Origin of the sequence: Legionella sp. PATHC039, assembly GCF_026191275.1 — a bacterium.
GTDB classification, from domain to species: Bacteria; Pseudomonadota; Gammaproteobacteria; order Legionellales; family Legionellaceae; genus Legionella; species Legionella pneumophila.
Genome location: NZ_JAPHOP010000001.1, coordinates 2,129,332 through 2,155,148 on the forward strand (window position 1 = coordinate 2,129,332; position 25,817 = coordinate 2,155,148).

Consider the following 25,817-nt stretch of genomic DNA (forward strand, 5'->3'; position numbering starts at 1 on the left):
TTTGTCCTCAATTATTAATAGTACTTTTACTGTTTAATCTGCAATTTCTTCTAAAGCACTGGCAGCCCATTTCTCTATTTGCTTCCTGAATTTTGCCCTAGAGGGTAATAGCCTTATATTTTTAAAAAGTTTCTCTCTTATCTCTTCACTATTCACACCAGAATCAATCATTAATTGCCCAAATATTGCAGGATCACTTGTGCCCTCACCAAATTTTTCTTCAACAGTTTGCGAGCGAAATTTAAAGCTTCTATAAATATTCTGTGCACTGGATTTGTATCCGGTATCATTGGTAATAGCACAAAAAAGAACATGGCATAAGCTATTTAGTTCAGCTTGGGTCAGTTCTGGCAGGTAAATCAAAGTACCTCCACCATAACCACCAACTCCTACTGACTCAACAAAAAAGCATTGCGCACAAAAACAACAAGCTGTAACTAAATTTGATAACCTATTGTTTGTATAATCACCATCCAGATTCACGATGTCTTGGTATAATCGGGCTTGAAACCCGCAAAATTGACAAGTATACCTATCTCGCTGAAAGATTTTTTGCTCATAGGATTTGAATCGCTCATCAATTTTTCTGGCAGAATATAAACGCCAGGAACCTGGTGAAGCAATTAGTTTTAGCTCACATCGTTGTTGATTATCTGCCATATTTTGGTTCACATTCAGTCAATTTTCAAAAAATTATGTGTTCTATCATTAGCTACTGACTAAGGCAGCTTAAAGATATTTGACCATATTAATAGAGACAATCATTTAAATTTACTATTTAACACAATAAAAAGCCTATAAATTAAATTGGGTAAAGCGGTATTCTCTTTACCCAAATAATATAAATAATCTCTCTATTAATTAGTCTTATATATTGTTCCAGTAGGTCCAGCAGTTTTACCGCCGCTACCACCGAACATAGTTACTCCGGCCACTCCTAAAATAGATGGAAGGAATAATAATGCCGCAGCGATAAATATCAAAGCTATTGGTGTTCCAATTGGAATTTGAGTAGGATTATCCTTGTGCTGTTTAAATTTCATAATAGCACCAATAGAAAAACCCAATCCAGCCAAGTAAGAGCCCGCAGTAATCAATTTAGTAAGACTTGTAAATGAACCCGTAATTTGTGATGCCATTTTACCTAGCGATACACCTGCTGCAGCATCCTGACAAATTAGAGTCAATAAAGTCAAACAAGCTGCGCTTACTAGCCAGTGTTTATAACCTGATTTATGGATAACCTTAATGTTCACAATTCTCTCCTGTTTTTAAATTAGTTTAAGTACCATATAAAGTATTGTTAATCATATCAACTGTACCAACAATATTGATTGCCAATATTCCCCCAAATACATGAATCAAACCTTTACCTGTACCTCCTGGAGGTTGCCCCTGCGACGCAGAACGTGCAATTAATACCCATCCTCTTACAAATGCAATTAGACCAATAACCCGTATAATCATCACCAAAGGTCTGCCTACTAGACTGCCACTGCCAAATAAGGCTGAAATAGTATCGCTTCCACTACTCACACCTCCTGAGTAAGCAAGTGGGTTACTATAACCAAAGGTCGTTTGCAATACAGAGGAAACCAGTGTTGGGAAATAGATAAGTAATGCACCTACCAACAAATACATCACCGGCTCTTTCATACTCGTATTACTCGACATCATTGTCCTGGCTTCTCCATAAACCTTTAAGCTATAAATTGCCTTAAATATAAAAGCACACCCAATCAAATAAGCGGCTCCAGTAATCAGCCTTTGAACAGGCTCCAACTGATTAGCAATATTAGCTAATATGTTAGCTTGACTCACTATCCAGCATGCTACTGTGCCGCCAGTACAAGTCGGATCAGCCATATACGCCTCAACTATCTTCTTGACTAAACTTAATCACTTGTCCAGAGCTTGTTAAAATACGACCTTGCAAAGAATCAATTAATTTAACCATTCCATATCCTGGAATTTTTGATCCCTCTCTAACTGTAAGTGTAGAACCATTTGAACCAATTAGCCAAGCCCGACCTGGAATTACTGCTTGTATGTAATAAATAATTCTTGCTTGAACTGTTGGCCGAGACACTTTTACAACTTTCTTAGGTGTTGTACGCGCCATTAAGACATTAATCACTTCTGATTGTCTAGCAATTTGATTTGACATATTACCAATAATTTGATTCAGATTTACAATTTGAGCATTTAAATTTTTGATATTATTATTTACTGCATTGATTTGCTCACCAAGGACATTGACTTCCGAACGAAGACTCTGCTGTGTCATTTCTATTGCTGAAACTTTCTTCTTTAGATCGGGGTCATCTTCAATAATAGTCGTAGGCTGAACTTGTTGTATGGGAGTGGTGGTTGGTATTGTCTGTACAGGTTGTGGTGTTGCTACCTGTGTTACTGGAGGAATAGCGGGCTTTGAGGTTACTTGGCTGGATTTATCTGAGAAAAACATCCAGCCAATTATTTTATACATCACCATTATAAATACAACTGCCCCGATAACAATAAGAGCATTTCGCTTAATATCTTTTTTCTTTGTTAATCCCTCTTTTCCAGATTGAAACGAAGTTTCTGAATCGAGATCCGATTCACCAGACTGATCCATATCGTATGAATCAAGTTCTGCAAATTTATATTCATCATTATTTTGATCGTGCTCTGCCATCATTATCCGCCATCAAATTAAATTGTTGTAACATCCTGGGTAAATAAAATACCCAAACCTGTACCAGAATAAACTTCCACAGTTGTTGGTGTATTAAACAATTGTTGCGCCTGTTGACTCCATGCCTTTCCAACGGTAGCCAATCCTATAACTGCATTTTCCAAAGTTGAGCGACCAACACCATTGGCTACAGTAATATTATTACCACCACCAGTACCCCCAATGGTGATTGTTGTATTTGCCGACTGGAATGCATTTCCAAATCCTTGTAAGAAAGAAGAAGCAAACAGGGAACCATATCGCATTAAATAGTGATGATTAGTTCTACTGGATAGGGCTGTTCTTGCCGTGTTTGGATCAATTGCATAAGCCGAGATAGATATAGTTTTTTCTGCTCCTGGAATTGACATTGTATTAAAGGTAATCACCATCTTGTCCGCATTAGACGGTAAGTTGAAGCTTCCTATTAATTTTGAGCCTTTTAGCTTACCAGTAACAATAGTTGCCAATATTGGACCTGGCTCATCACTATTCACAGCGGTATCCAGAACCGCAAACATAATATCGCCCGTTTTGATAATAGCCTGATTCTGAGCACCACTTGCACCTTGCTCTACTGGTTGATTATTAGCACCTGCACCAGTGCCTGCTCCTGGAACTGAGCTTTCACCACCAGATGTTTTTGTTTCTTCTGTACCTTCTGTATACACCTGTGTTTCAACCTTCTTCCAGTCTTGAACAAGCTGAGTCGCCGCTGTGAGCATGTCAGAAGTTCTTTGTTGAATTTCTTGCTGATATTTTTGCTCAGCCAATTGTTCATTTTGCTTTTGCAAAATGGCCTGAAGCTGCTCAGCACTAGAGGCAGCATCACTGGTTGTTGGCCTTGGAGTAGCGCCAGGAATTGAGGGAATTCCTGTAATACTTGAGTCGAGTTGTTGCAAATCAGGCCCTTGTAACCCTGCAACGGCTGATTCTTGTGGAGAAAATCCAGCATTTCTCAGCTCAGCTGAGGTATATCCGGCTTTTTTTAGCTCATCAGCCGAATATCCAGCATTCTTTAATTCTGAGGCACTAAATCCTGCGTTTTTCAAATCTGAGGCGCTAAATCCTGCATCTTTCAATTCTTTTGCGCTAAACCCGGCATTTTTCAAATCCGAGGCGCTAAAACCTGCATCCTTCAACTCCTTTGCACTAAATCCGGCTGCTTTTAATTCCGCTGCAGAGAAACCAGCATCTTTTAGATCTTTTGCAGAAAACCCAGCAGCCTTTAGCTGGGCAGCAGTGAATCCAGCCGCTTTTAATTCAGCAGCAGAAAACCCAGCGTCTTTTAAATCTTTTGCACTAAAACCCACATCTTTTAATTCCTGGGCGGAGAAACCCGCATCACGCAATTCCTTTGCTGTAAAACCGGCATCTTTTAAATCTTTCGCACTAAAACCGGCTGCTTTTAATTCCGCTGCAGTAAACCCGGCGTCTTTCAGCTCTTTTGCAGTATAACCAGCTGCTTTCAATGCTGCAGCGGAACATCCTAATGTTTGCTTTATTGTCAAGGCACTAACACCAGCTGCCCTCGCTTTTTTTAATGACTCTACACTACAGTCTGCAACACGCCCGTCTGCAATAATGGATGCAGGATTTAATCCAGCATCTTCCAACTGCTTTGGTGTAAATCCTGCCGCAAGCAATTCTTGAGGTGTAAATCCTGCCGCAAGCAGGGATTGCGCATCATACCCCGCAGCTTTTAAAGCTTCCGCACTGCAACCATTGAGTTCTTTGATGCGTTTTGCAGATACACCCGCAGAAAATAATTTTTTTAGTTTATCAGGATCACAGCCAGCAGCCTTTATTTCCGCATCGCTCAAAGGAGTTGCTGCACTGATTTGAGCTGGTGTAAATCCTGCGCTCGCCAAATCTGCATCAGTGAATCCGGCAGCTTTGAGGGCCTGTGCGCTACATCCAGCGTATTGTCTGATTAAAGCAGCACTAACTCCTGCTTCCCTTTCCTTTTTCAAAGCCTCCACATCACAACCAGCATTCTTCACATCTTGCGGAGTAATTCCAGGCGGAAGCTCTGCCTGCGCAGCTTTGATTTGAGCATTAGAAAATCCTGCCTTTGCCAGATCAGCTGGTGTAAATCCTGCGTTTAACAAATCTCTTGCAGTAAATCCCGCATCTTTTAATTCTGCAGCAGAAAAACCTGCTCGTTTTAAGTCCGCAGCACTAAAACCTGCATCTTTTAGCTCTTTAGCGGTATAACCTGCCGCTTTCAACTGCTCAGCGGTGCAACCACTTATTTTTCTAATAGCGGACGCACTAACCCCTGCCTGGCGTAATTTGGCCAATGCAGCAGCCCCACATCCTGCTTTGCGCACATCATCTGCAGTTATACCATCTGGTAAGCCACTTGCTTTTGCAATTTCAGCATCAGAGAACCCAGCTCCTTTTAATTCCCCGTCTGAAAAACCTCCATCTTTCATTTCTTGAGCTGTAAAACCCGCATTACGTAGTTCACACGCATCAAACCCGCAATTTCGAAGTCGACCCGCACTATAACCTGCTTCTTTCAACTGCCTTGCATTATAACCAGCGGCCTTTAGCTCTTTACACTCACAGACCTGCTCTAATTCTTGCAAACCGTATCCACTATCTTTTAACTGAACACAGCTACAAGCCGCTTTCAAATCAGTTAATTGAGCTCCCTGATTCACAACTTTCGTAATCACAGATTTGCTACAACCACCATCTTGTAACTCTTGTATCCATAAACTTCGTTGAGGACCACCTAACTCTTCTTGAGCCAAAGCAGCAAAACCCACTCCACTTTGGGAACCGATAACACCAACTCCTTCTCCTAGTGCTTGGGTGCGGATAATTGTTGGAATAGCACTCCCACCTGTTTTTTCAGCGACTTGCGCCTGGGTTATATTTTGTTCTTCTTGCAATTTGGCATATTGAGCAGTTGGATCTAAAACTCCTGGAATAGATTGAATTCCTCCCGGCACTGTAGAAACTTCAGCTGCAGCAATCGAACTGGTAGTAGCGCTTCTTATTTTAAAAAAGCCTATTACTACCGCGATGATTAATAAAGCTGCTGTAAAAATGATAATCACTCGAGTCCGAGTATTGGAAAACAGTGACTTTAGATTTTCTTTTTTGCTCGCCATTTGCTTATAACCCTTCTACCTTGAGTTGCATGACTTTTCCATGCCAAGACACTAATAAAACCGGAGATTTTTGCATTTCATAAGCATGCGTTCCATCTGCGCTAGTCATACTGGCTAACCAGCCCGGCGACAATATAGTGAGATTCGTTCTAACATACATTTTTTCATTAGATAACCAAGCTCGAGCATCCCCACCACTAACCACCAGACGCCTGCTTCCTGGCGGAGGAACACCTTCTAACACATGAAGAAGTAAATCATTCGCTGATGGGGGAATGCCTTCTTCAGTTGGCATACTTTTAGCGTTGGGGCCATAGCCTTGAACTCTCAAGTCTACTCGATAATCCACGGCTTTCTGCCCGGGTATTAGAGTAAGCATGACAGGGGTATTTAATCCTCTTAACCTTACTGCCAAATTACCATAGTTATATAGCTTCGTAGCTTGAATCATTAAAGTATTACTGGTTTTATCCCATTGAATATTAAACGAAGAGGGATCACCCAAATCATATGCAGCAATAGGCCACGGGGCTCCTGTTGAATCCAGGAACACTAAGGAAGACACAAAACCCTGTGATAATCTTATTACCGGCGGTGTTGAGCCTGGAGACAGATTAACAAATTGTGATGTCGCTGTAGGTTTAGGTGGAGTGCCTGCTGTTGAAGCTTTGGCATACTCGGAAGTTTCATAAATTTGTTTTAATTTGACTACTTGCTCAGGATTTAAGGGATATAAGTTGCGTGTCATATCCTTAAATGCCTTCTTATCAATAACTTCGGCATCATCTTGACTAATTATCTGCCCATCACCGCCCGCATTTGCTGTTTGATTTGCAGCCGGAGCATTAGCCTGACCGGATTGATTAGGCTGTTGCGTTGAATCAGAAGCCGCATTATCACTGCCATCACCGGCTCCTGACTGTGCATCAGGGGAAGGGTTTTGTGATAATTTCTGTTGTAGCATTCGTAGTTGCTGCAACGCTTGTTGAGCATCATCTGATTGATCAGCCGCATAGGTACTGCATGACATACTGAATGTCAAGACTATCACCAAACAATATTTACATAATTGATCATATTTCTTCATCACTAGGATACCCCACCGCTGGCAGGTCCAACAACAAATTGTGAAATACCTATCCCTCTAGGCGAATTCAACGTTGAAACTCTAGTTATTAACATTGTTACTACGTTATTTTGTTGTGTAAATTCACTGGCACTTTGATAGGTGACTAATATTGGCATTTGTACCCTCCATGAATACCTACCATTGAGCACCCCTTTTTGCAAAATGATTGGGGCTCGGGTTGCTACTGCTGACACAACTAATTTTTTCGCTTTAACCGCATCAAGGTTATTGGATTGCTCTAATGCACTTAAAAATTGGTCCCAGCCTTCCGCGGTAAAAAAGCCGGAAGAAGCCTGTAGTTCATCGCGATAATTTACGAAATTATAAGTAAATGCGGCAATTGCTGCCTGATTAGCCCATTGTAGTACAGCGGAGTCCGATTGGTTTGGTTCATCCAAAGGAAATAAAGGGGTAATACGACCGTTAATACTTGTTGCAAAATACTTTGGAGCAGGTGGATGGGTAATCATATAGACAACAAGCGATGCCAAGACCACATTCACCACAATAGCAATCAATAACGCCAAAATGACTTTGCGTTGACTGTCTTTATAAAACTTATTTCTTAATGCAACTACAGTTAAGGCATCTTCAGCCATAATATCCTCTAAAAATTATTGCGGTATAATCCTTTGTGAATCTTCATCTGGTGGATCCGGCGGAAGCAATGCTTCAGATGACATGTTAGGAGTGGACATTGGCTGAAGCTGGATAGGAGGAGTTATGCCGCTGGTCGCATAAAAATCTCGCTCAGGTTCATGCATATGAACATAATAAATCAACCCAGACAAACCACAACTCAATCCAAGAGAAAGAATTAGCAGTGTTAAGCCACGTCTGTAAATATGGACATTAAAATTCTTATTTCGTTTTATTAAAGCCCATGTTTCTCGACTCATTTTTACCTCAATTATGCCACAGCCCGCCTAAATGTGATCTCCACCCTGGCATTAGGTGATCTATCACCACCAAGAGTATAACTAGTTATAGGTTTATCACTACCTAATCCTTGTGTAAAGATGATTCTGCTATCAACCCCCTGAGACCATAGGTATTCACTTACTACTCTGGATCTCGCCAATGTCAATGCTCGTTCTCTTTTTACCGATACATATTTACTACTGTAACTGGTTACCGTTATAGCAATTTTACGAAATTGTTTAAGAAACGCCGCGATCTCATTTAAAAGGCTATAGGAAGCCCAATTTAACCGAGGAGATTGATCAGCAAACAGAGCGCTAGCAGGAATACTAATTAAATAATTTTGGCCTACTGATGCAACTTTAATCCCTTTTTTATTTAAATCAGTCATCATTTTTATTATTGTTGCATCGCATGCACCATCAACACGGCATGGTAATTTGGGCACTTCATTCTCAGGGATATAACCAGAACGATTACAAGCACTCAGCAAAAATAAGAATAATAATCCAGTTGTTTTAAACAATACATAGATGTAGTTAGTACGAAGTGATCTCACCTGTTATCCCCATCTTTGAAAATAGACTAATTGTGTTATCTATGTCTAACTATCTCAAACATTCCATTTGATAATAAAAACATACAAATCATTACGTTACAATGAATTTAATAAAATTGCCATTTTTTTAAATAATTTATTTATTTAAGATGGGGTTGACTAATTAAGGCAAATCAACATATCCCAAATTAATCTATGAGTAAACTGATAATTACCCTGTTAATTCAGAATACAAAATGCTCTCCCAAAGAGGAACCACACAGAATATCAAACTGATATATCACGGTTTAAAGAAACAACGTCACTGCCCGGATTATAAAAAACTCAGAGTAACTTACATATGGAGCTCTCTTCATGCCCAATATCACAGGAACACTTCTACCTCCAATTGCCGACTTAGTCTTTATGTTAATTCCTCTGCAGCCTTTTTATTGGCTTTCTCACGTTCTTCGGAAATTTTAGCTGATAAATCTCTTATAATACCAGTAAGTTCTTGGACATCAATCACATCCCTTTCTTCAGGAGGATAGCTTGTCGCTATTTGAAAATCTTTGATTAATTCATTAGCTACTGTACCAGCGTATTTGTCTTTAGCCCCTGCCAAACGCTCAATCGTTATCATTTGATTTCGTGTTTCATTAATAGGTAATAATGGCTCAGAGAAAACTTCTTTGTCAGCGACCAATATTGGAGGAGCATTAGGGTCAATTCGTAGTTTGCTGAAAATAGTTAATGCTCCCTCAACTTCTTCCTCTACAATATCTTCCACAGGTTCGGGTTCATTTTGACCATGAAATGCAATTAAAGCAGCAACGCCTCGTTCAATTGGCTCTACGATAGTAGATTCTTTTAATGCCTTACTAATGAGAGTGATTTCCTCGTTCTCGACTGCCTTATTGATACTCAAGTCACCACTTTCAAGAATGCTCTGGAAAGAAGCCAATTGTTTCTGTAGCTTCATTAAATAATCATCTGGCGGCGGCTCTACTTTTAAAAACTGGTTAATTTTCAATTGCTTAACTGGTTTTGGATTGGCATAAAACATGCGAGCACGAACAATTTTGGATTTGAAAAATATATGCGCCTCACCTTCGGTTTGCTCTTTTAAATCCAGGAGGTCTACCCGAGCTCTCTTTTCAAAAGAAGAGCTTTTAGTATCCATATAGCTGTTGGCTATGCTGGTTTCTTTGGTTTGAAACGAATCCACTTTTGTAACATAAGCTTCGCCGGCTGTTTTAGTGAAAAAATCCCAGGTTTCGGTAGGATCTTCCAGTTTCATACATATTTTAATGTTTGTGTTTGCACCAATGGAAGCTGCCTCTTCTTTAGATGCTTTTTGGAATGCAGGTAAGTCTTGTCCAGCAAAAATAGCAGAAAATCCTAGAGAACGAGCTTGCGCAGGCACTACCGCAAATCCTTGTACTGCGTAATAACCATACTCATCAAGAATGCACATATAAGGAGTTGGGGCATTCGTGGGTTTTCTTAGAATAACATCACGATAATCACCTTCTACTTCTTCACCTAAACCTGCCGCCATCATAGCTTTTAATGATGAAACAATAATCTTGCCGAGGTTAGATAATTCATCCGGTGATTTTTCCAGAGCGGGTAATAAAACCACTAATATACGTCTGTTGAGCACCACATCTTTAAAATCTACTTCTGCTAAATTGGTGCGAATAATATGCCCATAAGTATCTGCCAGAGAAGAGAAACTTCTTACCAGCTGCATGGTAATAAAGCCATGCTGTTCCAAAACTTGTGATACCTGTTTCCCCTTTTTCTCTTTATTATACCCAGGCAAGGTATTTAAATAGTTTCTTAAAGGATCCGTTACCAGTTTTGGAATGGTTTCAATATTGACGCTTTCTTGATCATCTCTGGGAAAAACTTTATCAATTACAATAGATTCTAGTCTTTGCAAATCAAAATAATTTCGAATAGTATTCGCATCAAGAAGAATTGCCCCTTCATCACGCATATACACCAATAAACGCATTAATGCTTCTACGAAAGCTATAGCCCGTCCCTTCCACATATCACCATCAGATGATTGGCCCGAAGATCCCATCAAGCTGACTACCAACTGAGTTAGCATGCTGGAAGAACCTTGGCAGAATGGGTTTAGTGTATTGGAAAGTCTTTTTTCCTGTGGACCGACAATATCGCGCGCTCCAGTCATGAAATTGATTAAGAGCAAATCATCTTCACGCCCCATGCTCCTTACCATAGAAAATACTTTAGCATACAGGGAGTTATCTCCTTTACCATCAACGTAGATAAATCCGCTCCCCTGTACCAGGGCATTATATGATAGAGAAACCAAAGTTTCAGTTTTACCACTACCCGTTGAACCGAAAATTAACGCATGGGTACGCATATCATCGTTAGCAAACCAAAGTTCCTCACCAGTCTTTCTGTCATTACCAAAAAAGGTAATACCTCGAGCTATATTCGGTTTATTAATACCCGGTTTCAAATCGTTGTAATCCTTCGCACGCGAAATTTGAGGCAATCGAAATGGCAACTTTTGCTTTCGGGTATAGCTATAAAGAAAAAATATGCCCCCCATAATCAACAAAAATGTTGCTGCTTCAGAGAAATAATATGAAACAGCTGCCAAAGAAATAAGAACAATAGAAATATTGGTCGGATCTGCAAAAAAATCTGCCAACCGCTGCGTAAAAGTACGTGTATCCCTAAGTAAAAGGGTTGGATCTAATTCATGACGAGAATCAATACCCCGCATCATGGCTCTAATTCCTCCATTTGACGTGGTGTTAATCTCACCTCTTTTACTGCAATTTCCAGAGCTCTAATCGCTTCATCTATCATTGGCACCAAAGAGCGTCTCCCCATTTCCTTTTCAGCTTTCCAATGTGCGAAAGGACCTGCAACTTCAGAGTATGGAGTTTGCCTGCCTACACAATTCAACATATACCATAAACGTCTGTCGACTGGTTTGAGCCATAAAAACTCTGAGCTGGGAACCACGCCATCTTCTCTTGCTGCTTCAAGCAAAGAAGCAATCACTGTGAGCACATAAGCATGTTTGGCTACTACTTCCTGAACCAACTCTGAGTTTTGGTATTTTTTCATTACTGGCCTTGCAACAGAAAAATCAGGTTTCCCATCCACAAATGTTTTATCTAAAACTTTAAGAATATTAGTTGCTGCGTCTCTGTCTCTATTCATTCTTGCCATAAATACGGCAGACAATGCGTAAGCCTGAGGAGAGCAACGTTCAAAACCATCCCAATAAGGACCCAATTGCATGGTAAATACTCGTTTGGCATCACCACGCCGAATCCCCGCTGTCATCTCTTCGCCAGGCACAGGATTATCCAATAACGCGTCGTCCTTTCTCAATAAATTATATTTTCGCGCAAATTCCATGGGTGTTAACGCCATTGCCCAAGGCCCTTTATTGACGTCTTGACTGACCAAATCCTCCTTAACTATAGGCATGATGGCAGGCCAATTAAATTGTTCCTGAGCCCGCAAACTTTTCATATCATAGGTTTTGCGATATTTTAAAGTCACATTTGAGTTATAAAGAACAAAGGCTAACACTACCAGGATACAAATAACCGGGTAACGCATATAATCACCGACCGCACGCATCACAGTCACCATTTGATCCCAATTAACAGTGTTAGGATCAAGTGTTTGCATCAGATAAATTTGGTTGGCCAAGAGTTGATTATTTAAAAACAAATTAACTAATCTTGCTTGCCAGATATTGATAGTAAATGCAAAACTAACAATGTACTGATGAGCCAGTGCCCAAACAAAATAAGCAGTAATAAATAACAGTATGACGATCCATACTGGCGCCATGGAATTATCTGAACCTGATTGCTGCTGTTGTTGTGCCATCTCTATATACAATTAGTTAATAGATTCTATATATCAAGTATATACTGCTCAGAGCTATTTTTGCGAGATTTTCGTGTACTATATCAAAATATGAATACAAGGATGATTAAATAAACCGTAAAGACAGTTAGAGTAGAAATAAATTTTTAACGCGCTCGAAATCATTATAAAGAAAACAGAAACGGCCTATGCATTTTTAATTAGACGGCCATTGGAGTATCGATATACGCCACTCACATGAACAAAGCGACTGATGTTTTCCAGACTGATGGATTTATCTTTAAGCGTTAATAACGGTTTACCTAGTTTATCTACCGGAGCCTTATCAGCGGATAAATGCAAGATATCTGATTGACTGATGTAAATTGCCACATACGCTTCATTTTGTTTATTTTCTTTTGTTTTTAATATCGCTTTTATGTCTTCTTCATCTGCGTAAATAGGTCGTGAAATCATTTGCCTGGGTAAACTACCCACTATTTTCTCCCAAGACTGAAGATTGCTTCCATCTGAGGAGTATAATGAAACATATATTTCCTGCTGACCGCTCCTCAAGGCAATTCGATTTGCAAGATGAGACTCTGCTTTTAACTTGGCCTGACTAGCGGCACCTATCCGTTTTAAAAAACGATCTCGAATTGCAATTAACTTTTTACCAATTACCCTTAAGAAATTGGATTTATCCCATGGACCTTTTTCAATAGCATCGTTTAAGGCCTTTAGAATGGTTTCTTTTTGTTCATCCGAGAGTTGATCTTTCATAACTTCAATACTTATGGGAACCAAGAATTAGGGGAAATATAAGGAAAGTATAACAGCATTTGTAAAAATCACTGAAATGAAATTAATCTTTCAAGATGATAATTTGAAACCACGTTCCTCATGACTTGGTTGCTCAGACGATTTTTCAGATTCAGCAGCACCAAACATTCTTTCTGTCTTTGTTGTTAAAATCGGTTGATTTAAGGCTGCTCTCTCTATTTTTGTATTGAGTTCTGTTAACACCTCAACTGCATCGGTATTATCCTTCCCTCCGGGATTAAAGCTAACAGCCTTTGCAACAGTCAAAATGCAATCTTTTACCGGTGAAATAATTTCACTATAGACACTGCCAAGAGTAGCATCAGTTATATCAGATTCACCTATCTCTTTAACACGAGGTGGCGTATAAAAACCAAATGGATTTCGTGCACTGTCATCAGTATTATTACCCATTATTACCACTCCTGAGCTCAATCTCTTACTTTACATATATCAAAATATATCTTTCAATATATCCTGATCCGATAAAACTTTCTAATTTTTTACAAACAACTAATCATACATTAACTCATCCAGGGGAGTATAATCACGGCTTGGCCCCCCTTGAATAAGCTCATTCATAACATCCGTCATACATAACAAGCGTAATACATTCGGCGTCACTTCATCAAAAACCACTCTAATACCTAGTAACGCTCCCTCAGACTCGTCATAAGTTGCTCCCAAACCATAACCTAAACACAAGGAACACAATTGATCCGCTCTCTTGGCAATGGCCGGTAGCAAACCCGTTTCTGAGAAAACTTCATCAAAACTTACAAATCTATCGTTCAGGTAAAATTTCGCATTCATGCTTGCTGCAATCTTTGCCATACACTTGCTAATATCTCGCTCCATTTATCTCCACCAAGGTCTAGCAGATCTAACTGAACCAGCTAAAAAACTTCTGAGCCAGCGTAAAAAAACCGGGACAGTGAAACCATAATGTTCAATTATCCCAAAAAAAATTGCAGAAACTAAGACCAAAACACCTGTCCATACTCTTATATGCATTAGAAATAAAAAAATTGGGAATGCGGCCCTCGCATCAACTACAAAAAACCGTGCGCTTCTCGCTGAGTCACGCCAGTGGCTAGTTGCTGAAAATCCACCTGCCATTTTTAAACCTCAAAAAATCATCCTTTAAAAAAAGTATATACTTAAAAAACTACTTGTGCACGTTGATACTTTCAAGAAACTTAAATTTAAGATTAATTTTTGTGCAATTGAATATTGCAAACACGAAGGGGTTGATCACAAATAGATATTCTAAGTGTTAGTAACCCGGATTTAATCCATTGGAGAATGTTTTTTATTAGATGATATCCCTAACATATTAGATAAAATATTTTGCATATCAGGTTTCGCTTCTGGTTCAGCTTGAAGTTTTAACCGTGGAACAGTATCCGCTTCAGCTTGCTCAGTTTCAGCAATTTTATGACTGCTTAGCTCTTTGTTCCCTTGCATTTTAGCTAACATTTTGTAGGTACTGTGGATATCCATCTGAAATCCCCTTTTAACAACTCTTAATTAAGATATCACATACAAATTAAGGAATTATTAAGAGTTTGAAAAAAATCAAAAAATTCGGCACTGGCCAATCATTCCCCCTTTATAAAATTAGGTTTCTTAATATTAAGTTAAGTATTTTACAATATAATATCATCTTGAAAGCTATTATGAAATTAAAAGTTGCCATATTTAATGACAAACTGTAAAACCAGTGACACTTTGCTATTAAAACCCATTTTGGGATATAGTTGTTTTAATTTTTCTATAAGTGTCTTTATTTTAATTTTGTTTTATATCCCGCTGACATCAGGCACATGTTGGGCAAAAAAAAGTGTAAATCACAATGAGGTTGTAATGAGAGGAAAAAGAGAATTTTTAAAACATGAATACTCCCCTGGCCATTGGTCAATTGATTATACTCGGGCAGGCACCTCAATCGCAGTTATCACTGTCCGAAATAAATACCATTACTCCGTGATTCTTAACCCTACCGATTGTAGAGGCTATCGTGTCATTATTCGATATCTGAATGAGGGTGATTCAAGCCTTTCATCTGCTTTTAACCGCCCTTACACTGTATCTGAACAACGCGGATTGAATGACGTTGCAAGTTTGATGACCCAAGTCTATGAAAAATTAGGACTTATTGTGCAATTTTCTCAACTTGGCAATAACTCCCAGTCTTTCGATAAAGAGACAGGACTAACACTCATTGGAAGTGAAGAAGAACCCAGCATGCTTCATTTGCATATGTGGGGCAGGGGCGATCCTGACATCGAATATATCGCCGGTGTTCCTCTTAGAGGGCCCGAACCTGGTTTGATGTTTGATTTAATTGCAAAGAATAAAACTCACCCTATTAACCAACATGCCATTAAATGGAATGAAGAGGAACTCCAAGCCTGTCTTGCCATATTCAAACTTAAACTGGCTGAATACGTTAATTCACCAGAGTTTATTGAAGAATTTGGCGATACCCTAAAAGTGACTATTCACGACAAAAAAGATCTTGGCGAAGCGAAGGAAAGTGGTTTTGGGTTTTTCCATAAAATGAAACCTTCATCAGATGACCTGACAACTTTGGAGAAAGCTGTAACCCCAAATGATGGTAAAATAAATTCCTTCTGATAACTATCAGAGATAGCATAAGGGAATTAACTTTACAGTACTAGTACTAGAGCTCCAGCCATGAAAAGTGTCAAAATTCCCGGATAAAAATGTTTTCAGCCAGCGACTTTTAACCACGTGCATCCACTATCTACCTTTTTTACTACCAACTTGATAGTGGATAAACTTTTGAAAAACATATCTGCAGATTTTTTATCTGTTCCAGTTCAATTCATCAACAGCTCAATTGATGTTCAAAAAAAAATAGCAGGTTATCCAAGCAATCTATTCGTCTCGGCAAAGTACATAAAAACATACAGCGAAGTACAAGCTATAGGTCTATTATGAAAGCCACGGAACCTCTGGATAAGAGAAACTAATTGTCTTTAAAAAAATTTAAAAAAAGAGCTAGACAATAGAAATTACATTTGAGTGCAAAAATCAATCTTGTTCAGGATTATTTGTTCGAAAGATATATTCTTAATGCAAAACTTCCCTGAATTTGATGCCTCGGGCAAGCCGAGGCTAGTAGGGAATGGGAGCTCAAATTATCCTTTAGCACCCATAAACAGTTCCATCTTTTGGCGTAGGGTCATTTTTCTTATCTCCACTCTCTTCATCTTTCTTGCTGAAGAATGAATTTGATTGTAGAGCTTCCTTAACATGCTTCTTATTAACAAGAGCCTGAGTATACGTGGTTGCATCATTCATCGCATGCTGCAGGAATCCAGCAAGCTCAAGGTTTTCTTTAAAATAGCTATAAAGGTTAACTTGAACACCGTATCCTTTGAATATGTCTTGTACATAAGGATCATGAATAACATCAATGACCTCAAGCATGGCATGAAAACCGCGTTTGGCATAAACACCTATGACCTGAATAAGAAAAAGATTGATATCGTTTTGCAGTTCGGGATCTTCCTTATATTTTTCCATATACTTGTCTAACATACCCACAATATTGCAAGTATGCCCGGAAATCGATCCTACGTAAGACGAATACTGACGGTTATTATTCCAAAACCATTGTTTTCCCTCTTTGTTATCAGGAGCAACAGTTGAAGAATCCACTAGCATATTACGCATGGGTTCGCGTTGGGCATCATAAAAGACAGGCGAACAACCTTTCATTACCCCACCGCCACAATTCCATACATCTGAACCTACCTTTTCTGAGTCAGTCTCAAATTTTCTTTCTTTAATGCCCGTCAATTTATCCCGCTCAACCCTATCGCGCCCTTTATGCGCTCCAGCATGATGTAATACACCGGTAATAAATTCGACTTCTTTCTTGGTAAATTTAGAGGTATCCTTATAGCCATTGGCAAAGATACAAATTTTTTGTTCCATCTCTCGTGGAGTATCAACTCTTCCACAATCACCTAAAAAGAAGTGCAGAATTTTATTACATGCCTTCAATGTGTTAAATCTCAATTCCTCATCTTCAGGCTCCAGACTCTCTTCTGTCAAATCGATTTCAAGGGTTTTTTCTAAGTGGGAAATACCGTTAATGTACTGGGCAAGGCGAGTTTCAAAAAATCGTCTTGGGTCATTACGTGTCGGTTTAAACCGCTTAAGGTTTCCAGAAGCTTCCATGATTTTTTGAACTTGTTTTTCCCCTAATTGTTCTACTACCTCTTTTTCCTTTAATTTTTCCATTATTTTATGCAAGCAGTGATCATATCGAACAAATAAATAATCAGCCGATAATTCTTGCAAAACCCCCTTATCTCCAATTTTTAAGGAAGTAAAAAGCCCAATCGTTAATATTAAAAACTCTGAAATATCTGTTTTATCACCAACAAGAGACAAGTATTTGCTCAAGTTTATGTTCGTTTTCTGATAGCTGGGATCACCAATCGATGGACGAAATGCGGGTAATACAGAATCAAATGAGATATCAGTTAATTGTGACATGATTGATTTTGCAATCGAAGTATCCGCTTTTGCAATTAAAAGAGGCAGTAACTCTTTTTTAGTTTTCATACTTAAAGTCCCTGTCTTGCTATCAAGAGACAGCTCAGGGATAGACTGGAAAGCATTCATCAGAATAGTGAGCAATACTTTCTCACTTTCATTGGCAAGCATCTCTTGCACAAACTCCAGAAGCTCAGGTGAGAGCGGATCTGCTTTGTCCTTACTAAAAGCACCAAGCATCTCCAGATCACTTGAGTAAGGTATTAATTCAATTTGTCGTATAATTTCTTCAAGTAGAGGTTTATTATGAGTCAATAGCCCTTTTAAGAAGAGAGATTTTAACAATATATGCTTGGATTTCGGTGTTTCCTCAATTGCTTGCCAAATCTGCTTAAATCGAGAAAAACGTATATTTTTCATAAAATCATCTAAAATTTTTTGGGTGTCAGTAGTGCTGACTGTAGTATCTACGGAGAATTTTTTGGTTACTTCGTTAATTTTTTGAACCGTTTCGTTGGATACCTTAACCACATCTTCAGCAACTTTCCTTGATAAAACACTGAGCTTCTCAGCTGTTTCCTTCGAAGTCTTTTTCAGATCTTCTCCCAGTTTCTTTAGAATCTCATCTAAGTTTTGCATATAAACTCTACCTCTTAACATTGTCTTGCCTGACAATTTATATTTCACAGGGGGTATGATAAAACACAAAGATTAAGAAAATATTAAACTTATTGTTCAAAATTAAAAAAAAGTGTTGCTTATTTAAATTGCCACCTGAATTGATCTAAATAATCATTAATAAGTAAAATAAATGAACAAAAATATTGTCATTTATACAGACTTCATGCTAAGATTCAGCCAGTTTGATTTTTAAAATACTATGGCGATAGTTTAAAATAGGTGATTACAATGGGTAGAAGTGAAATGAAAATAGCATCAGCTGAATTGCGTGAATTGATTAAGGCAGTATCTGAAGGTCATTATGAAACTGTCAATACAATACTGGATAAAGATCCTGAGCTTGTAAATCAGTACGCCCCCCCCACTTACGATTCACCCCTAGCAAGAGTATTAAACAAAAAACACATTGACTACAAAATGCTTGATATTTTGGTCAAGCACCATGTTGATTTTGATTATCCCATCAACCATCACAAAGAAACACCAATTGAATTGGCTTGTCAAAATCAGGATCTTCAATTATTCAAATACTTAGTGCAACACAGAGCCCCCATTTCAGAACATGCACCACATTTCCTGCTGGTGAATAGCACCAATATCAAATACCTGACAGAAGATAAAATTAAAAATACCTGTGAAATTATTAAATTGATGGGTGGTTTGAAAGCTGTCTCTTCTAAATGTGATGCGGAAGGTAATCGCTTCGAGGAACTGGCAAGGAAATCACAATTAGTCAATCGTTTCGGTGGTATAGTAAGGTACGATTACATGCAATTGCTGCAATCGGTTTATCCAATTGTTGATAGAGAAGTGGATACTCCAACCATTAATTCCTCTACTGAAAAACTTACAGCCCTGCTCAATAAAATTAGGGATGAGCACACCTCAAAAGAAGGATACGATCAACAAAATTTAAAAGATTCTATCAGCCTTTTCTTTATGACCGGTGGAGAAATACCTCCTTCAAGAAAAGTTCCAGAGAGTCGTATTGAAGATGCTGGCATAGAAACCCCTAAAAACACGCTTTAAATTTTTTTATCCTATCTTAAGTTGTCAAGAAGCGCCAAATTTACTATTTGGCGCTTCTTGGCACCCTCGCATCTCTCCTTATATAACTCTCAATTCATAAGAACTTGATTGCGCCTTCTAAGCCAATACATACAATTTTATGATTAACCATTTATGCGATTTTTTTGGCTACAATAAAAAATTTATGCCAATGCTTATAATAACCAAAAGCATCCATTTCATCCTTTTCTTCTTCTTGAAAATATTCAATTTTGAATTGGAGAAACAAATGGCAAATCATTTCCCGATTTAAAAAAGTCATATCCGTTCTGGTATTCCAGAAGTCATTACGCAAAGACTTTCTGGGGAGAGTGTTTTGTTTCGTAGAATTATAATAAGCCGTCCAATTTCTTTTATTCATTTACTATACCCCCTCTAGTTACCAAAAGGTAACTAATTGACTGATTTTATTAAATATTTTAGTCTCGAACCTGTTCATTTTATAAAATAAAGGAGTGGATTATGAAAGAAAAACTCATTAAAAAAATTGTCCAGAAAAAACTGCTAAAAAGGAATAGAGGATGGTGTGGTCCAGGAACTTGTATTGGATGATATAACTGCAATGATGGCACGTTACCAAAAAACGTGCCGTTACACTTAAACCAATCAAAGCCCCATAATCATGCATCCTGACTTAAAAGACTTACTTAATTACAGAAATCATAAAATTATTACCAGATATAATATGGATTACCCGACTGCAGCCATGCAAGCTGAAGAGGCATTACATGAATTAATGAAATTTATTTGGCTCTGCCATAAACATAAAACAGATAAATTACTTTATCCTGATGATAAAAATCTCGATTTCTCTTGTGTCATTCATGCTGAAATGGCTGATATTGATAAGATGTGGCATACTTTTCTTTTATTCACCAGAGATTATCATGAGTTTTGTGATACCTGTCTCAATGGAATTTTTTTTCATCATGACCCTTTAATTGGGGAAAATACCCCTGTTTCTGAAGAGGATTATGCTATGGAGTTGACCCGCTATTTAACCTATATCCATGACCATTTAGGTTCGGAAACTTTAATCAAATGGTTTCAATAAATCAAGCATGACAACCAAGCTTCTGTTCGCAAAATGTTTTTTCCGCATTGATTATTTTATCCATATTGGTTTCAGTCCAACGAGTAAGTAAAACCAATATGGCACTTAATTCCTTACCCAATCTGGTTAATGAATACTCAACCTTCATAGGTAAAACAGGATAAGATTGTCTTTGGATAAAGCCATATCGCTCCAATTTCAGTAATGTTTGCGTCAACATTTTAGGTGATATTCCACCGATTTCACGTTTTAACTCTCCAAAACGGTATATTTTTTGGGATAAAAGGCTAATGACCAATATAGACCATTTATCACTAATACCTTCAAGCACATTATGCGATGGGCACTTCTCGTTATAAACACTATAATCAGGATGAGACATATTTGTACTCCCTATTTCTAATTAATAACGACCTTCAAACTGAATAAAATGGGTTCGCGCTTTATTCATCAGTAACTTAAATCGTTGCAAATGCTGTTCAGATGCCATTGAGGAATGTAAAACAAACTCTGAAATACATAATGCAAAAACCAAGCGTCGTATTTCCCAAATCGTTTCTTGAAAAATATCAATTCTTTTTTTAGTATGTTCACTGGTTTTAAAATCCAGTTTCAAATTTTCGGAGCTGATAGATATCGGGAGATAATGCTCAGTAAATTGGTCACGCAATTTATCTAAAAAAAGTAATGTATTAACTTTTTCTATATTGATTTTGTCAATTCTTCGTACAATGTCATTTAAAAAATCATACACCATCACCTGATGAAAAAAATAAAGCCTATGAGAATAACGGAATGCCTGGAATAAAAAATAATCGCCCGCCAACACAATAAAAACACCAAACAGTGTGCATATGCCTCGATTAAGAACCATCTCAAAAGGACCATGAGGCGATGTCGCCTCTTCCGTTTGCGCCATCAAAAAAAAGACAACTAAAGTAATAAAAAATACACTAATGTCGTAACGTTTTGTGTTTAAGGTAGCAACACTCAAACCAACTATCGCCAGAACAAATAAGATTGATATCAATCGATAATTCAATTGCAATAAATAAAGTAGGGGAATCAAAATGACGAGAGCCAACAGTGTCCCTCCTATCCTATGTTTAGCTCTTCTTATAATCAATCCTGGTTCAATGCCCGCACTTACTGATAAAACAGTGATTAATACCCACCATTTTTCAGGAAAAGTTGAAAACAAAAAAATGAGCATGGCAACCATAAACATGATGAGCAGGTGAATAAATCGAGCATAATCAAGTTTTTTCTTCAATGCTGAAGTATGTTGCATAATTGATTCCATTGGCTAAATGCTTGTTGCAAGCATCTAATAACATATTGTTGTAATTTTGTCTCAGGCAGGATGGACATTATAGGATCATCACAGGATGTATTTGCTTTAATTGCGCATCTAAGCCCATAAAGATTCTCTTTCACTTCATGCCAGAAAGATTGATTTTCTCCTTCATAATAAAGATTATCCAAAGAAAATTGAATATTACGTATATTGATTGAAATTTTCAGGGTAAAAATCATGTATTTTTTGGGAATAAGTCTACGATATTGTCTAATTACGCTCAGATTTATCATTTCTTCCTGCATGAATCTCAGATCACGATGGCTAAATGATTTTTCAATATCCTGCTCAAGGGATTGAATAAATTTTGCCAAAGCCCTTTTCCAGACACTGAGATATTCGTTTGGAAAAAATCTTAAACAAATAAATATTGCAATCATAGATAATGCACTTGACCAAACGATGTCGTAAACAATTTGCCAATTTGCAGGAGGTTCTGTACTTAAAATTGTCGCTCCTGAAGCAACAATGAGCATAGTTAAATTTTTTAATGGGAGATAATTTTTTAGCACATAAAAATAAACACTTGCTAATGCAATAATTGAGAAAAAGAAAAATACAACCCGAAATGGGTAAACAAGATAAAATGAGGTACTCAGCAATACCACTACCACTCCAATAAAAATCAAAAAGTGTTCTTTCTCTTTAAAGCTGGTAAGACTGGGGGATTCATAAAATCTTACGAGCAAAAATGGTGAAAAAAATGCCGTAAAATTCGCGGGACGAAATACCCAATAAACATAGGCCATTACTGTGGCAATAAAAAGTGATTTATAAAGTGCTATTCGTTGAACAGCATAAGGATCAACCTCATCAATCCATTCAATAAACTTCGACATAGACATAAGCGCTAGCTCCAACACGAAGCGGGTATTTAGGGTCAGGGTCAGTAACCTTTATAATCACAGGAAGGCGCTGAGGCAATAAAATCCATTGATTTTCATTGATAACATTTTGCAGCTGAGTACGATCATCCACCAATTGCCTATTCGCAGACCAATAATCCGAATCAATAACACCATGAAATATTTTTCTTCCTAAATACATTCTTGGAAATATCAATACCTTTGATCCCTTGCGCACATCACGCAAATCGGTCTCATTAAAATTGGCCTGAATATAAATATTATCCTGATCGACCAATGAGAATAATGGCTGATTAATATTGACTGGAGTTCCTATGGTAAAAAACAAATTTTGAATAACTCCATTACCCTGAGCATAAACATCCGTTAAATCCAAATTGACTTTGGCATTTTTTAACCGTGCCTGAATGGATTTTATTTCATTCTCCTGAACTGTTATTTGATGCTGATCAATTTCAAGTTGTTTTAATGAAGCCTGCCATTTATCTTTAGCTGCTTTTGTTTCTTGCTGAGAGTTTTGCAGGGTAATCAGAGAAACAGATTTTATAGCGTACCCTTTAAGGTATTTTTGATCATCTTGCGCCAGCTTTTTGTATATTTTTTGCTCATTTTCGCTAAGCTTCAAATCCCGTTCGTACGTAGCTTTTAATACTGCCAACTTTGCCTGTGCTCCAGCTAAATCAGCACTGAGCTGCTCAACTGTGTATTCATAAGGCTTTTTGAATACGGTAAATAGTTTTTGTCCCTTACGTACTACATCACCATTTTTTACATAAAGATCAGTTATGTATCCGCTTGTCAGTGCCGCAACTGGTCGTACATTATTTACTACAAACGCATTATCAGTAAAAGGAATCAAATAGGAAAAAACATAGATAATTGCGGTAAGAAAACCAATAAAAATAATGGAATTAGTGAGGGTAAACCAACGTTTTGGTTTTAAATGAAGCAAATACTCTTTTATTTTTCCACCATATTCCATCAATTTTTTCATAAAATAGCCAACCATTTTCCCTTGGTATATAACAATAATGCGAAATTAGCCTATCTCATCAAACAGCTCAAGAGATGAGAACTGGAATTTTAGCCCGCCCGGGGACTTTTAAAATCAGTGCGTTACAAACTAAACTGATTTAGTCACTATAGGCATACCCACCAGCCAAATCTTGATACAGCATAACCAGTGACATGGCCAATTCCAGCTTTGCCTGATTTGTTGAGAGTGCCAAATTATCCAGATAAACCTTACTCTCCAATAACTCTTTATAAGACATTAGACCTGTTTTTAATAAACCATTTTGTAACTTGTATTTATGCTGATACTCTTCTTGTGCATGCCGATAGGATAAAAATTGCTCTCTCATGCGCTTATTAGCTGAAAAAGCATTATCAACTTCTTTTAAAATTAATCGGACTGTCTTAACGTATTCGGCCAATTTCGCATTATAAACTCCCTTACTAACTGAAATTTTACCCAGAGTATTTGGATTAATTGCCCAGTTTAAGTACGCATCGGTCGCTTGTTCAAACGTGCTATCAGGCAAATGTGCCTCTCCAATAAAATCATCCAACTGCATAACAGGAAAAAAATCACTATAAGCAACAAAAATACCTGCACGAGCTGCTTTTAGGGAATACTCCACCATCTTCATATCAGGGCGATTACTTAATACGCTAGCAGGTAAACTTCCGGGCTTGAAGCGGGTAAAATCTAATTCAGCAAAATTATTTTTGCTTTTGATTAAACCAGGATTCTCATTTATTAAATAACGCAACGCATTCTGACTAACAACAATGTTGTGTTTAATGGGTTTTATTTGTGCTGCAATCAAGCGCTCGTTGGATTGCAACTGAGCCAAATCAATATCATTTTTTAATCCTATGTTGATTTCTTTCCTGCTCAAAGCAATTAACGACTTTAAATCCCTATCCAGTTCATACAATAATTTAAGTTGCTCCAACTGTGCAATCAAAGTGAAATAAGCCGCTGCCACCTGACCAATCAAGGTCAAACGCAAACCATCGATTGCTGCCTGATGATATTGGACCTGATATTGAGCACGCTTTTGCTGAGTATAAAGTTGCATAATATTCAAAATATAACTTGGCCATATTCCATAAAACCCTCCTGGCACACCAAGAGCAGGATTAGTTGAATATCCTCCCAATATTTGAACATTAGGTATCCAACTCAACTTCACTTGCTGTAACTCTCCTTGAGCCTGCTGTAAATTAGCCATTGCAATATGAATATCCATATTGGTCTTCAATCCAGTATCAATTAAACGATCCAATTCTGGATCCTGAAATTGCTTCCACCAGGCCAAATAAGGCAATTTCTGAACTGGTCGATAATCCCTGGGACTGGAGGGGAATTGCTTCAGCGTTATAATATTGGAAACTTGCTGATCAGTGCTTTGGCTACAGCTTAACAAACCTGCTCCCAACAATAATAAGAACATTAATTTTTTAAGCATGCACATCATCGTTTATTTCAAATTGAATGTTTATCATTGTAATTTATAATTCATCTAATGGTGAAAGTATATTTAAATTTCAACAAGGGGCACTCATGATCAAAAAAATAGCATTTACCATGTATCCAGTTCAAAATATGGATAGAGCGAGGCAATTTTATGAAAAAACACTTGGACTTAAAGTCGGTAAAATTATAGCAATGTTTCTTAGTATGCCTTGTTTACTAAATCACCCAAGGTAGGCAGTAAACTCTTTAATTCACTTTCAGGGTAAGGAATAGAAAGCATGGAAGATTGCCAAATACCTTGGGGCCACAAAGGATCATTTTTTCTGCGAATAACAATATGTATATGCAATTGCGGAACAATATTGCCAAGAGCGCCTATATTAAGCTTGTCTGGTTTAAAGTAATCTCTCACCAGAAGAGACAGTTGATTGATTTCCTCAATTAACAAAAATCGATCGCTCTTCTCAAGCTGATAAATTTCTTGAATATCCATCTTTCTTGGAACCAAAATAAACCAGGGGTATGAGGCGTCATTTTTTAACAGAACTGTAGATAAAGGCCACTCTCCAAGTATAAAAGAAGACGACTTAATCTGATCATCAATACAAAACAAAATACTCTCTCTATCAATAAG

The 25,817-nt window shown here is 37.8% G+C and carries 27 protein-coding genes and 1 pseudogene; 4 read left to right on the forward strand and 24 right to left on the reverse strand.

Annotated features, from left to right (window positions below; genetic code table 11):
• Positions 1–33 precede the first annotated feature (33 nt).
• The 16 genes from icmJ to OQI99_RS09680 all read right to left on the reverse strand — a co-directional run bounded on the left by icmJ (position 34) and on the right by OQI99_RS09680 (position 14,639).
• A complete protein-coding gene (gene icmJ / locus OQI99_RS09605; RefSeq protein ID WP_265732360.1) occupies positions 34–660 on the reverse strand; it encodes a type IVB secretion system protein IcmJDotN in 627 nt (208 codons plus the stop codon).
• Between the two features lie 197 nt (positions 661–857).
• A complete protein-coding gene (icmD, locus tag OQI99_RS09610) occupies positions 858–1,256 on the reverse strand; it encodes a type IVB secretion system protein IcmD/DotP (RefSeq protein ID WP_265731794.1) in 399 nt (132 codons plus the stop codon).
• Positions 1,257–1,281: 25 nt separating this feature from the next.
• Positions 1,282–1,866 (reverse strand): type IVB secretion system protein IcmC/DotE, encoded by a 585-nt coding sequence (gene icmC, locus OQI99_RS09615; RefSeq protein WP_061513184.1) that lies wholly within the window; start codon positions 1,864–1,866, stop codon positions 1,282–1,284.
• A 7-nt stretch (positions 1,867–1,873) separates the two neighbouring features.
• Entirely contained in the window at positions 1,874–2,683 is an 810-nt protein-coding gene (icmG, locus tag OQI99_RS09620; RefSeq protein ID WP_080447277.1) for a type IVB secretion system protein IcmG/DotF, read from the reverse strand.
• Between the two features lie 14 nt (positions 2,684–2,697).
• Complete coding sequence (dotG, locus tag OQI99_RS09625; protein WP_042754448.1) at positions 2,698–5,844, reverse strand: type IVB secretion system protein DotG/IcmE; 3,147 nt, start codon at positions 5,842–5,844, stop codon at positions 2,698–2,700.
• A 4-nt stretch (positions 5,845–5,848) separates the two neighbouring features.
• Positions 5,849–6,931: a type IVB secretion system protein IcmK/DotH gene (gene icmK / locus OQI99_RS09630; RefSeq protein ID WP_265732361.1), complete on the reverse strand. Its 1,083-nt coding sequence runs from the start codon at positions 6,929–6,931 to the stop codon at positions 5,849–5,851.
• A gap of 2 nt (positions 6,932–6,933) precedes the next feature.
• Positions 6,934–7,572 carry a type IVB secretion system apparatus protein IcmL/DotI gene (locus OQI99_RS09635; RefSeq protein WP_061513180.1) on the reverse strand — a complete coding sequence of 213 codons (639 nt, stop codon included), beginning with the start codon at positions 7,570–7,572 and terminating at the stop codon, positions 6,934–6,936.
• A gap of 15 nt (positions 7,573–7,587) precedes the next feature.
• Positions 7,588–7,872 carry a type IVB secretion system protein IcmM/DotJ gene (icmM, locus tag OQI99_RS09640; RefSeq protein ID WP_265731795.1) on the reverse strand — a complete coding sequence of 95 codons (285 nt, stop codon included), beginning with the start codon at positions 7,870–7,872 and terminating at the stop codon, positions 7,588–7,590.
• An 11-nt stretch (positions 7,873–7,883) separates the two neighbouring features.
• The gene (gene icmN / locus OQI99_RS09645; protein ID WP_265731796.1) at positions 7,884–8,453 is read right to left on the reverse strand and encodes a type IVB secretion system protein IcmN/DotK; all 570 of its coding nucleotides are present in this window, start codon (positions 8,451–8,453) and stop codon (positions 7,884–7,886) included.
• 403 nt (positions 8,454–8,856) lie between these two features.
• Positions 8,857–11,208: a type IVB secretion system protein IcmO/DotL gene (icmO, locus tag OQI99_RS09650; RefSeq protein WP_265731797.1), complete on the reverse strand. Its 2,352-nt coding sequence runs from the start codon at positions 11,206–11,208 to the stop codon at positions 8,857–8,859.
• Positions 11,205–12,335, reverse strand: a complete 1,131-nt coding sequence (gene icmP, locus OQI99_RS09655) for a type IVB secretion system coupling complex protein DotM/IcmP (RefSeq protein ID WP_265731798.1) — start codon at positions 12,333–12,335, stop codon at positions 11,205–11,207. Before icmP ends, icmO begins: the two co-directional genes overlap by 4 nt.
• Positions 12,336–12,521: 186 nt before the next feature.
• Positions 12,522–13,097: a Dot/Icm secretion system protein IcmQ gene (gene icmQ / locus OQI99_RS09660; RefSeq protein WP_011214698.1), complete on the reverse strand. Its 576-nt coding sequence runs from the start codon at positions 13,095–13,097 to the stop codon at positions 12,522–12,524.
• Positions 13,098–13,187: 90 nt separating this feature from the next.
• Positions 13,188–13,550: a type IVB secretion system protein IcmR gene (gene icmR / locus OQI99_RS09665; protein ID WP_265731799.1), complete on the reverse strand. Its 363-nt coding sequence runs from the start codon at positions 13,548–13,550 to the stop codon at positions 13,188–13,190.
• 99 nt (positions 13,551–13,649) lie between these two features.
• The gene (icmS, locus tag OQI99_RS09670) at positions 13,650–13,994 is read right to left on the reverse strand and encodes a type IVB secretion system protein IcmS (protein WP_010946191.1); all 345 of its coding nucleotides are present in this window, start codon (positions 13,992–13,994) and stop codon (positions 13,650–13,652) included.
• Entirely contained in the window at positions 13,995–14,255 is a 261-nt protein-coding gene (icmT, locus tag OQI99_RS09675) for a type IVB secretion system protein IcmT (protein WP_010946190.1), read from the reverse strand.
• Positions 14,256–14,426: 171 nt separating this feature from the next.
• Positions 14,427–14,639, reverse strand: coding sequence for a hypothetical protein (locus tag OQI99_RS09680; protein ID WP_265731800.1), 213 nt, complete (start codon positions 14,637–14,639; stop codon positions 14,427–14,429).
• Between the two features lie 363 nt (positions 14,640–15,002).
• Here OQI99_RS09680 and OQI99_RS09685 point away from each other — a divergent pair, with 363 nt between their 5' ends.
• Positions 15,003–15,776, forward strand: a complete 774-nt coding sequence (locus OQI99_RS09685) for a hypothetical protein (RefSeq protein ID WP_265731801.1) — start codon at positions 15,003–15,005, stop codon at positions 15,774–15,776.
• Between the two features lie 534 nt (positions 15,777–16,310).
• Here OQI99_RS09685 and ceg14 read toward each other — a convergent pair.
• Positions 16,311–18,311: a Dot/Icm T4SS effector Ceg14/sidL gene (gene ceg14 / locus OQI99_RS09690; protein WP_265731802.1), complete on the reverse strand. Its 2,001-nt coding sequence runs from the start codon at positions 18,309–18,311 to the stop codon at positions 16,311–16,313.
• Between the two features lie 261 nt (positions 18,312–18,572).
• Between ceg14 and ankJ the strand changes: the two genes are divergently transcribed.
• The gene (ankJ, locus tag OQI99_RS09695; protein ID WP_265731803.1) at positions 18,573–19,382 is read left to right on the forward strand and encodes a Dot/Icm T4SS effector AnkJ/LegA11; all 810 of its coding nucleotides are present in this window, start codon (positions 18,573–18,575) and stop codon (positions 19,380–19,382) included.
• A 151-nt stretch (positions 19,383–19,533) separates the two neighbouring features.
• Here ankJ and OQI99_RS09700 read toward each other — a convergent pair whose 3' ends face one another.
• Positions 19,534–19,782, reverse strand: coding sequence for a hypothetical protein (locus OQI99_RS09700; protein ID WP_265731804.1), 249 nt, complete (start codon positions 19,780–19,782; stop codon positions 19,534–19,536).
• Between the two features lie 261 nt (positions 19,783–20,043).
• Between OQI99_RS09700 and OQI99_RS09705 the strand changes: the two genes are divergently transcribed.
• Positions 20,044–20,475 carry a hypothetical protein gene (locus tag OQI99_RS09705; protein ID WP_322783699.1) on the forward strand — a complete coding sequence of 144 codons (432 nt, stop codon included), beginning with the start codon at positions 20,044–20,046 and terminating at the stop codon, positions 20,473–20,475.
• A gap of 1 nt (position 20,476) precedes the next feature.
• Here OQI99_RS09705 and OQI99_RS09710 read toward each other — a convergent pair whose 3' ends face one another.
• From OQI99_RS09710 to OQI99_RS09730, 5 genes are all read right to left on the reverse strand, one after another.
• Complete coding sequence (locus tag OQI99_RS09710; protein WP_265731806.1) at positions 20,477–20,857, reverse strand: winged helix-turn-helix transcriptional regulator; 381 nt, start codon at positions 20,855–20,857, stop codon at positions 20,477–20,479.
• A 21-nt stretch (positions 20,858–20,878) separates the two neighbouring features.
• Positions 20,879–21,766: an FUSC family protein gene (locus tag OQI99_RS09715; RefSeq protein WP_265731807.1), complete on the reverse strand. Its 888-nt coding sequence runs from the start codon at positions 21,764–21,766 to the stop codon at positions 20,879–20,881.
• Positions 21,745–22,677 (reverse strand): hypothetical protein, encoded by a 933-nt coding sequence (locus OQI99_RS09720; protein ID WP_061513169.1) that lies wholly within the window; start codon positions 22,675–22,677, stop codon positions 21,745–21,747. The genes OQI99_RS09715 and OQI99_RS09720 overlap by 22 nt, the downstream gene beginning before the upstream one ends.
• Positions 22,655–23,692 (reverse strand): HlyD family secretion protein, encoded by a 1,038-nt coding sequence (locus OQI99_RS09725; RefSeq protein ID WP_061513259.1) that lies wholly within the window; start codon positions 23,690–23,692, stop codon positions 22,655–22,657. Before OQI99_RS09725 ends, OQI99_RS09720 begins: the two co-directional genes overlap by 23 nt.
• A 139-nt stretch (positions 23,693–23,831) precedes the next feature.
• Positions 23,832–25,184 (reverse strand): TolC family protein, encoded by a 1,353-nt coding sequence (locus OQI99_RS09730; RefSeq protein WP_265731808.1) that lies wholly within the window; start codon positions 25,182–25,184, stop codon positions 23,832–23,834.
• A 17-nt stretch (positions 25,185–25,201) separates the two neighbouring features.
• Here OQI99_RS09730 and OQI99_RS16200 point away from each other — a divergent pair.
• Positions 25,202–25,375 (forward strand): annotated as a pseudogene (locus OQI99_RS16200) (VOC family protein); the annotation flags it as partial.
• 7 nt (positions 25,376–25,382) lie between these two features.
• Here OQI99_RS16200 and OQI99_RS09735 read toward each other — a convergent pair.
• The gene (locus tag OQI99_RS09735) at positions 25,383–25,796 is read right to left on the reverse strand and encodes an HIT domain-containing protein (RefSeq protein WP_061513167.1); all 414 of its coding nucleotides are present in this window, start codon (positions 25,794–25,796) and stop codon (positions 25,383–25,385) included.
• Positions 25,797–25,817: the final 21 nt, after the last annotated feature.